Source organism: Nitrosomonas sp. GH22 (assembly GCF_009833115.1).
Taxonomy (GTDB): Bacteria; Pseudomonadota; Gammaproteobacteria; order Burkholderiales; family Nitrosomonadaceae; genus Nitrosomonas; species Nitrosomonas eutropha.
Genome location: NZ_QRCA01000042.1, coordinates 1 through 8,388, shown reverse-complemented (window position 1 = coordinate 8,388; position 8,388 = coordinate 1). Strand labels below are relative to the sequence as shown.

The 8,388-nt window shown below is 49.3% G+C and carries 8 protein-coding genes, 4 pseudogenes and 1 CRISPR repeat array; of the genes and pseudogenes, 8 read left to right on the top strand and 4 right to left on the bottom strand.

Going from position 1 to position 8,388, the window contains the following annotated elements; all coding sequences use genetic code 11:
- From ABF86_RS11245 to csm6, 4 genes and pseudogenes are all read left to right on the top strand, one after another.
- Window positions 1-554, top strand: a pseudogene (locus ABF86_RS11245) (integrase core domain-containing protein); the annotation flags it as partial.
- On the top strand, window positions 541-1,596 hold the full coding sequence (gene csx2 / locus ABF86_RS11240; protein ID WP_160803610.1) for a TIGR02221 family CRISPR-associated protein: 1,056 nt from the start codon (window positions 541-543) through the stop codon (window positions 1,594-1,596). The pseudogene ABF86_RS11245 and the gene csx2, both read left to right, overlap by 14 nt.
- A gap of 88 nt (window positions 1,597-1,684) precedes the next feature.
- Window positions 1,685-1,900 (top strand): hypothetical protein, encoded by a 216-nt coding sequence (locus ABF86_RS11235; protein ID WP_011635233.1) that lies wholly within the window; start codon window positions 1,685-1,687, stop codon window positions 1,898-1,900.
- 192 nt (window positions 1,901-2,092) lie between these two features.
- Entirely contained in the window at window positions 2,093-3,223 is a 1,131-nt protein-coding gene (gene csm6 / locus ABF86_RS11230; RefSeq protein WP_074456396.1) for a CRISPR-associated ring nuclease Csm6, read from the top strand.
- Window positions 3,224-3,249: 26 nt separating this feature from the next.
- Here csm6 and ABF86_RS11225 read toward each other — a convergent pair.
- The 3 genes and pseudogenes from ABF86_RS11225 to ABF86_RS12455 all read right to left on the bottom strand — a co-directional run bounded on the left by ABF86_RS11225 (window position 3,250) and on the right by ABF86_RS12455 (window position 4,112).
- Window positions 3,250-3,464: pseudogene (locus ABF86_RS11225) on the bottom strand (CcdB family protein).
- 99 nt (window positions 3,465-3,563) lie between these two features.
- A pseudogene (locus tag ABF86_RS12940) lies at window positions 3,564-3,746 on the bottom strand (type II toxin-antitoxin system CcdA family antitoxin).
- A gap of 150 nt (window positions 3,747-3,896) precedes the next feature.
- Window positions 3,897-4,112 carry a hypothetical protein gene (locus ABF86_RS12455; RefSeq protein WP_074685601.1) on the bottom strand — a complete coding sequence of 72 codons (216 nt, stop codon included), beginning with the start codon at window positions 4,110-4,112 and terminating at the stop codon, window positions 3,897-3,899.
- Here ABF86_RS12455 and cas2 (ABF86_RS11215) point away from each other — a divergent pair.
- Genes cas2 (ABF86_RS11215) through cas2 (ABF86_RS11205) form a run of 3 tightly spaced genes read left to right on the top strand, consistent with a single transcriptional unit; the run spans window position 4,111 to window position 5,686 of the window.
- The gene (cas2, locus tag ABF86_RS11215) at window positions 4,111-4,389 is read left to right on the top strand and encodes a CRISPR-associated endonuclease Cas2 (RefSeq protein ID WP_240142320.1); all 279 of its coding nucleotides are present in this window, start codon (window positions 4,111-4,113) and stop codon (window positions 4,387-4,389) included. The two genes, ABF86_RS12455 and cas2 (ABF86_RS11215), sit on opposite strands and share 2 nt — an antisense overlap.
- 17 nt (window positions 4,390-4,406) lie before the next feature.
- Entirely contained in the window at window positions 4,407-5,393 is a 987-nt protein-coding gene (cas1, locus tag ABF86_RS11210; protein WP_011635238.1) for a CRISPR-associated endonuclease Cas1, read from the top strand.
- Between the two features lie 8 nt (window positions 5,394-5,401).
- Window positions 5,402-5,686 carry a CRISPR-associated endonuclease Cas2 gene (cas2, locus tag ABF86_RS11205; RefSeq protein ID WP_011635239.1) on the top strand — a complete coding sequence of 95 codons (285 nt, stop codon included), beginning with the start codon at window positions 5,402-5,404 and terminating at the stop codon, window positions 5,684-5,686.
- A gap of 249 nt (window positions 5,687-5,935) precedes the next feature.
- Window positions 5,936-6,532: a CRISPR direct-repeat array (repeat unit 36 nt; unit sequence GAAACACCCATGCCCTGATTTCAAAGGGATTGAGAC).
- A gap of 139 nt (window positions 6,533-6,671) precedes the next feature.
- On the opposite strand, the gene ABF86_RS11200 is transcribed toward cas2 (ABF86_RS11205), so the two are convergent.
- On the bottom strand, window positions 6,672-7,901 hold the full coding sequence (locus ABF86_RS11200) for an MFS transporter (RefSeq protein WP_345889570.1): 1,230 nt from the start codon (window positions 7,899-7,901) through the stop codon (window positions 6,672-6,674).
- Between the two features lie 255 nt (window positions 7,902-8,156).
- Here ABF86_RS11200 and ABF86_RS11195 point away from each other — a divergent pair.
- Window positions 8,157-8,388, top strand: a pseudogene (locus ABF86_RS11195) (IS481 family transposase); the annotation flags it as partial.

The window sequence follows — 8,388 nt, the reverse complement described above, 5'->3', positions numbered from 1 at the left end:
TTAAACTCTAACTTTTTGTAGCCATTGACCGGACATCAAAGTTCGGTTTTGTTCAACTCCAGAACAAAGCCAACCGCAACACGGCAACCGCCTTCTTGAAGGCCGTGATCGAGACTGTTCCCTACAAGATCCATACAATCCTGACTGATAACGGTATCCAGTTTACGTTCCCGGCGCGTTATCGGAATGGGCCAACGGCTCAGTATGTAACGCATATGTTCGATAGGTGTTGTCAGATCAACGGCATCGAGCACCGTCTCACCAAACCCAACCATCCCTGGACCAATGGTCAGGTTGAACGCATGAATCGAACCATCAAGGATGCGACTGTAAAACGGTATTATTACGACTCACACGATCAGTTGAAGGCCCATCTCCATCGCTTTGTGATGGCTTATAACTTCGCCAAAAGACTAAAAGCTCTCAAAGGCCTAACACCCTATGAATACATCTGCAAAATCTGGAAAAATGAGCCAGATCGTTTTATCTTTGACCCATTCCAGCACACCGTGGGACTAAACAACTACTCCCTACTTCGGCTTGGCACTGGCTGACTATCTGAGGCCCAAGCGTCTCATTCTTGTCGGTACAGCAGGCAGCATGTGGGATGTGTTCTTCGAACAACAAGATGCTTCTGATGACGACATGCTGGATCTGCTGATTGAAGCAGTGCATGAGTCTCGTGTCGATGCTGCAATGCTTTCCATTCAAGAGGAAAGGTTGACGAAAAATCTAGGTTTGCCGGTCATTTGTCGATTGATTTCCTATGCCCGAGATGCTGCAGAACAGACAAAAGTCTTGCTAACTCTGGCTGAACTGGTGCATCGCGGTGAAAAGGTTTTCCTTGATGTTACCCATGGTTTTCGCCATCTGCCTATGCTAGCGCTGGTCGCCGCACGTTATCTTGCTCATGTTAAAGACGTGAAGGTTGGGGGGCTTTATTACGGCGCACTAGAAATGACTCCGACAAATGGTGAAACACCCGTGTTGCAACTGGATGGTATGTTGCAGATGCTTGATTGGGTTGAATCTCTGGCCACCTACAACAAGGACGGTGACTATGGCGTTTTTGCACCTCTTTTACAACAGGATGGACTACCTGAAGACAAAGCCAAACAGCTTACCCGCGCTGCTTATTTCGAACGTAGCAGTAACCCGGTCAAAGCACGTGAAACTCTGGGCAGTGTCTTTTCTGCCATCAAAACGCATAACGGGCCGATGGGTGCACTGTTCCGCGATGCGCTGACAGAACGTATCAACTGGTTTAGTGGCTTGGATCGTGCTGCTTGGGAATTGGCACTTGCTGATGCCTACCTTGAACGCCGTGATTATGTGCGTGCTGTGATTTATCTCTATGAATCTCTTGTTACACGTGCCGTGCTAGAGCGCAAATTCAATCCAAACGATTTTTCCCAGCGTAATGAAGCTTGGAAAGATGCCAAGCAAGGTAACAATCAGGTCAAAAATCTCGAGTACCTGCGCAACTCTTTGGCGCATGGCATTAAATCTGATAATGCCAAGATTAAAAATCTTGTCATTGATGAAAACCGTCTCGCCGCTGAGCTCAAAAAATTTCGTCATGACCTGTTCGATTGATAACGGCAAGCTTGTCATGCGCCATCATGGCAATGCAAAACGATAAACTTTGCATCTGTCAGATTTTCTCGTGTTGTGTCATGAATCCATGCAAGGTATGACCGAGTTATCTGCCTACATTGGAAATGATTTACTTTTTCAAATCAAGGAGAACAAAATGTTAGACTCGATTATTGATGTTCTGGGAGATGTGTTGGAAAAAGCCAAGGATATTCCGCCAGAGAACCTCGCCATCATCGGAGTGACCTTTATGGGCATCATTGCAATCCTCAAAAGTTCCGATTCAGAGAGAAATTCCCTCTGATTGGTGATTCTCCAATCACCCATTTTGGCTGTCATCGCGAAGCCACAAGCCGTGGCAATCCAGTATCTTTGTATTACCAGCTTGGGTTGCTTCGGTGTATCCACCTCTCAACCATTGTTCAAACATAGGAAGACAGTGTCTTTACTGCTATAGATTTGCTTGCTGAATATCTGCTAGGGAAATTGTTCCACTATGTCAAAACTACTGCAACCCCATGAATATCCGCGTCGCATCCTGCTATGTGTTACAGGACTGTCACCGCAGATTGTTACTGAAACGCTGTATGCCCTGGCTGTGGCACGGACCCCACCCTTCATTCCGACAGAGGTACATTTACTGACCACCACTGATGGAGCGCGATTGGCGCGGGCAGCATTGCTGCATCCCGATGGTGGCCATTTCCATGCGCTGCTGAATGATCAACCGCAGATCGGCCATCCTCGTTTTGATGAAGACTGCATCCACATCATCAGCCATCATCAGAAAAAGCTCGCCGATATTCGCACACCAGCCGAAAATGCCGCCGCAGCTGACACAATCACGGCGCTTGTCGCTCAACTGACCGGCAACGCAGATGCGGCGCTGCATGTTTCGATTGCCGGCGGGCGCAAGACCATGGGCTTTTATCTCGGTTATGCCTTCTCACTGTTTGCCCGGCCGCAGGATACGCTCTCTCATATTCTGGTTTCATCCCCCTTTGAAGGGCATCCGGATTTTTTCTATCCGCCTCGTCAGCCCCGTCGACTGGTAACACGGGATGGGCATCATATTGATACCGCTGAGGCCGTTGTCACCCTGGCTGAAATTCCTGTGGTACGGTTGCGACACGGCCTTCCTGTTGCGTTAATCACCGGTCGTGCAGGATTCAGTGAAACTGTCGCCACCTTGCAGCAAAGTTTTGCACCACCACGCCTGCTGATCGATCTGGAGCAAAGATACGTTGTCTGTGGCACGACTACAGTTACCATGAAACCGCAATTACTTGCCTGGCTGGCGTGGTGGGCTACGCTTGCCCGACAGGGACAGCCTGAAACAACCTGGCGTGAAGCTGACGCTGGATTATTTCTCGATATTTACCGGGCAGTAGTTGGTATTGATGTCATTGATTACGAGAAAACTGCCGAGCTACTCAATAACGGGATGGAGAAGGAGTTTTTTCAGACCAAAAATGCCAAGGTGGAGCGTATATTAAAAGATGCACTTGGTCCGGCAGCAACTCCCTATCTATTGATGACTGCCGGTAAGCGTCCGCATACCCGGCGCGGCCTGACCTTGCCGCCGGAAAGTATTCAGATCAGCGGCTTTGACAACAAGCAAGATTAACCGGCAAGTTGCTGATTATCCACAAATCAGTACCCATGGAACAAAAAATCCAGCGCTGCTGTGCTGCGGGCTTGCATATCAGCAAACGAGGCCACGGGGGATTTCAAGATACGCCGTGGCACCGCACTCATCTTTGGAGTTTCCAGCAAATAATCTTTACCCTCGATGGCCAGTAGCGGTGTAAGACGTGTTGGCAATCTGACCTCCGGGAAGTTTTTGAGCCACGCAGTGGAATTACCATTCGGCTATCCAGCCCATCAAGCAAATCGCTCTGCACATCCAGTAAATAGAGCGTTGTTGGCATGGCTGCCCGGATTGATATAGACATCGAAGCCCGCCATCAGAAGCTTTTCCACTCATCCAGTGGCAAGCCTTCGGCTTCGATGGTGGCATTGTAGGTAGCGATGAATTCGACGTGATCTTCACGCTATTTTCGCTCCTGCTCATGACGAACGATTTCACGCAGGTGATTATCGTAAATCTGGGAAATGTTGATGTCGAGTTGTCTGGCTGCATCCAGCACATCAACTGCTTAAGCTCAGATTGATTGCTCGCTTGCCGGGCAAGCCGGTGCGAGCGCGCCGCGTATTGTGTATATCTGACATGGCAATCTCCGTGCGCATTTTAATTCGCATTCTTCCCAAAATCCATGGCATCACCGAGATCGCACTGTTCAAAACGCCGAGCCATTTCTCCCAGTTGATGTTTGATCAGGACCACTATTGGTATCTGTCGCATCCCGCATATAGTGCGGCATCATCGCAAATATTACGATCCATCCGGCAAACAATGTACACAGATAGTTACTGATACTGGTCTGTTTGATGCTGCCAGTGGCAAGCTTGCCGGCGTACAGTCTGCGCAAGGTAAACCCTACAATGCTGCACATGAACCGAAGCCTGTATCTCGTCGCTTATGATGTCTGCAATCCACGCAGATTGTATAAAGTTTGCCGCTATCTCAAACGTTATAAGGTGGGTGGCCAGAAATCGGTTTTTGAACTTTGGGTAACATCAGCCGAGCTGCGCACCATTCGCGCTGATCTGGATGAACTAATGGATGCGCAGGAAGATCGCCTGCATATTCTCAGTCTTGATCCACGTATGAAGCCGCGTTGTTACGGCAAAGCCAGCACATTCACGGCACAGTATTTCTGCATCACCTGAAAACAAGGAAAAACGATATGACCAGCCTGTTTGTTGATCGTCGCGGAGTAGTGCTTGAACTTGAATCCGGTGCCATTGTTTTTCGCGAAAATGGCGAACGTATTGGCACGGTGCCCATTGCGCCACTGACGCGCGTTTTTCTGCGTGGTGATGTCAAGTTGCCAGCCGCCCTGTTGGGGAAACTGGGTGAACAGGGGGTGGGTGTTGTCATCCTGAGCGGGCGGATTGGCCGTCCCAGTTTGCTGCTGGCACGCCCACACAACGATGCAGCCCGGCGTGTTGTCCAGATCCGCCTGAGTTTTGACAAACCGTTCTGTTTGCAGATTGCCAAGGCACTCATCGAACGTAAGCTGACACGTCAGATCGAATGGTTTGCCGAGCTACGCGAAAACGATATGCAGGTACGTTACGAACTCAGCCACGCCTTACGCGCACTGGAGGAGCATCGGTCTCGTATCGGCCATGTCAGCAGTGCTGCCAGCTTGCGTGGTGTAGAAGGTTCCGCTGCTGCGCGCTATTTTTCCGGTTTGCAGGCTGTTGTTCCGGATTCACTACATTTTAGTGGCCGCAACCGTCGCCCGCCGCGTGATCCTTTCAATGCCCTGCTTTCGCTCACTTATACCCTGCTGCATAGTGAAATTGCCATTGCGCTGTATGGTACCGGGTTTGATCCTTACGTTGGTTTTTATCATCGTCTGGCCTTTGGTCGGGAATCACTCGCTTCCGATTTGCTGGAGCCTTTGCGCCCGCTGGCGGATCAGTTTGCGCTTGCACTGATACGCAAGAAAGTATTGGAAAAAGATCATTTTTCGACGACAGAAGCAGGTTGCCTGCTTGGCAAGGCTGGCCGTACGCGCTATTACGCTGCCTATGGGGAGCACAGTGAAACCCTGCGCAAAGGCATTAACCAGGAAATTGAGTGGTTAACAGCGCAGGTGAACGAGATTCTGGCCACAGCGGAAGATGATGTGCAACCAGATGATAGTTTTGAAGATTTCGGCTAGAGTAGTTAATGAGTGATTTTATTATCTGTTATGACATTACGCACCCGCGACGGCTGGCGCGCTTGCATCGCTATCTGGTAAAACGTGCCGTACCGTTGCAATATTCTGTATTTTTGTTTAGCGGAGATGATCGCCAGCTTGAACACTGCATGCAGGGGGCGATCGAACTGATTGATGAAAAAGTGGATGATTTGCGTGTTTATCCGTTGCCGAGTCGTGGGCTGAAGGCTCGCATCGGTCAACCCGCCTTGCCAGAAGGCATCCAATGGAGTGGATTGCCCACTGCGTGGTAGCGTACAGCTTTTCTGAAACGATCAATCGTCTGAAAAGAAAGCCAGATCAGTTACAGTTCGCTCTTGTAAACATGGCGGGATCGTTCAAAATATCAGAAAATAAACCAACCTCAGATATTTAAACTTTACCGATTATTGTATTAATGGAACAAATAACCAACTGACAGGAGACATCTTGCAGCTTCTTACCATTTTTCCTCTACACCCTTTTCAATATATTGATTGTAAAGAGAAAAATGACAGCAATCAGAAACACCCATGCCCTGATTTCAAAGGGATTGAGACAAACGAACTTTTCTACACCGTTTATGGTGACTGTGAAACACCCATGCCCTGATTTCAAAGGGATTGAGACAGTTTGAATTGCAAGTTAAGCTCGGAACGTACTGGAAACACCCATGCCCTGATTTCAAAGGGATTGAGACCCCTACTCCATAGTGTACATGGCCGGTGTATCCGGAAACACCCATGCCCTGATTTCAAAGGGATTGAGACGTCAGCGGCTGTGAAGAAATACTCTCCGGCGATATTGAAACACCCATGCCCTGATTTCAAAGGGATTGAGACTTAAAAAATTTGATCATTTTATTTCTCCAATGTATGAAACACCCATGCCCTGATTTCAAAGGGATTGAGACAAAATTATTTTTATCTTTTTTGCGTAATTTGGGAAACACCCATGCCCTGATTTCAAAGGGATTGAGACTCCATCTCCCTTGTCTATTAATGAGGATAGTATAGAAACACCCATGCCCTGATTTCAAAGGGATTGAGACTTATATCTATGGTGATTTCCTCACCTATATCATCGAAACACCCATGCCCTGATTTCAAAGGGATTGAGTCGAGTTGGTATGTAATTTCCCTGCCATCACGAGGGACGCAGTGATGTGGTAATCCAGTGTTGTCGTTACCACTTCGCTGGATTGCTTCACCCCTTGGATGTTCGCAAAGACGGCAAAGTCAGCTCACAAGCAGCGGCTCCTTAATGGCGCACCTTGCTTGTATAGCATGCCTGCACCAGCCTTGTGCGTCCGGCACCCCAGCCACTGATGGCTGCTCCCAGACACAGAGCGGTAAATAACCAGCCGCTGGCGGCATACCCGCCAGTGAGACTGTGCAGCATGCCAATCAGCAAGGGGCCCAGTGCCGCCAGCGTATAACCAACACTCTGCGCCATACTGGATAAGTGTGTTGCGATGTGAGCGTCGGGAGAACGCAGGACGATTATGGTCAGTGCGAGTGCAAACAAGCCACCCTGCCCGATTCCTTGCAAAATGCTGAATTCCCAGACTAATTCAATTGGGCCGAACAACATTCCCAGAAAGCCGATTGCAGCAGTGAGCGCCATTGCTGCATTGATTAGGCTCTGGTTCTTGCAGCGTACTGCCAGAGAGGGCAGGACAAAACAGGCGATCAGTTGCACTACGATAGAAATGGACAGTATCCATCCGGCTTGTACGCCATCTAAACCCCGATCACGCAAAATAGGGACAATCCAGCCGAATATACTGTAACCCAGTGCAGACTGTAATCCCATGAAAAACGTTACCTGCCAGGCGAGTGAGTCTCGCCATAAACTGACTGTCTGAAGTTGTCTGTTTTGTGGAGCCGAATCTGGCACAACAGCATACGGCAACCATAGCAGCATCACTATTCCTGCGGGTAGCGCCCAGAGTGCCAGTCCGGTTGCCCAGGTTGTTTCCAGCGATTGGGTGAGTGGTAAAGTGCCGGCTGCTGCAACGGCAGCACCCGCGCATAGTGCCATGGTATACGATCCGGTCATTAATGCAGGGGATTGCAGAAACTCCTTTTTGACCATGGCAGGCAATAGTACATTGCCGATTGCAATAGCCATGCCTGCCATGGCTGACCCGAGAAACAGGGGCAAGATATTTCCCCATCCACGCATGGCTGTACCTGCAGTCAACAGTACCATGACGACCAAAAGGGTTCGTTTGTTTCCTATTCGTTGCGACAGCCAGGGTGCCAGTGGTGCAAAAATACCGAGACACAACACTGGTAAGGTTGTCAGGTAGCCAGCCTGTGCAGAGGTGAGTACTTGCTGCTGCAACATATCGGGTAGCAGGACAGAAAGACTGGCAAACAGGGGGCGTAAATTGAAAGCAATCAGTATCAATCCAAACCCAAGCATCAATCGTCCCATTACCTCATAAAGCAAGGATGCATGTGAGCTTACAGGTTGATCAGACACTGTGAAAATTTCTGGATGAAGCGAATCTTGTGCGGTGGCATCGCGAGTAATGCCTGGTTCGCTTTGCCCTGTGGATCGAGATCGCAGCTTGCATTTAATGGGCATCTAAAGGAGCGTACGCATACAAAGTTTGGGATGAAAACAGGATCGGGATATGTGTCTGATACGTCTGGTCTTGATACCTGACTTGGCGCTTAAATGTTTAGTCCCACGGTGTGCTGGTGTAACATATAACCAGCTACGGAGGGATGATTTATGGGACAGATATTACACGGAAGCGCCCGCACGACAGCGGCGGTGCGTCGAGCGATACAAAATAGTCAAGAGAGTCTGAATGTTCTGGCCAAGCGGCATGGGATTAATCCAAAAACGGTAGCGAAGTGGCGGAAGCGGGAATTCACCCACGATGCACCGATGGGCCCCAAAGAGTCGCACTCGACTGTTTTAAGTCTGGAAGAAGAAGCCGCTGTTGTGGCGTTTCGCAAAA

Coding starts and splice junctions, on each gene's coding strand:
- ABF86_RS11235 (WP_011635233.1), top strand. CDS start 1,685: ATGCAAGGTATGACCGAGTTATCTGCCTACATTGGAAATGATTTACTT.
- csm6 (WP_074456396.1), top strand. CDS start 2,093: ATGTCAAAACTACTGCAACCCCATGAATATCCGCGTCGCATCCTGCTA.
- cas2 (WP_240142320.1), top strand. CDS start 4,111: ATGAACCGAAGCCTGTATCTCGTCGCTTATGATGTCTGCAATCCACGC.
- ABF86_RS12455 (WP_074685601.1), bottom strand. CDS start 4,112: ATGTGCAGCATTGTAGGGTTTACCTTGCGCAGACTGTACGCCGGCAAG.
- cas1 (WP_011635238.1), top strand. CDS start 4,407: ATGACCAGCCTGTTTGTTGATCGTCGCGGAGTAGTGCTTGAACTTGAA.
- cas2 (WP_011635239.1), top strand. CDS start 5,402: ATGAGTGATTTTATTATCTGTTATGACATTACGCACCCGCGACGGCTG.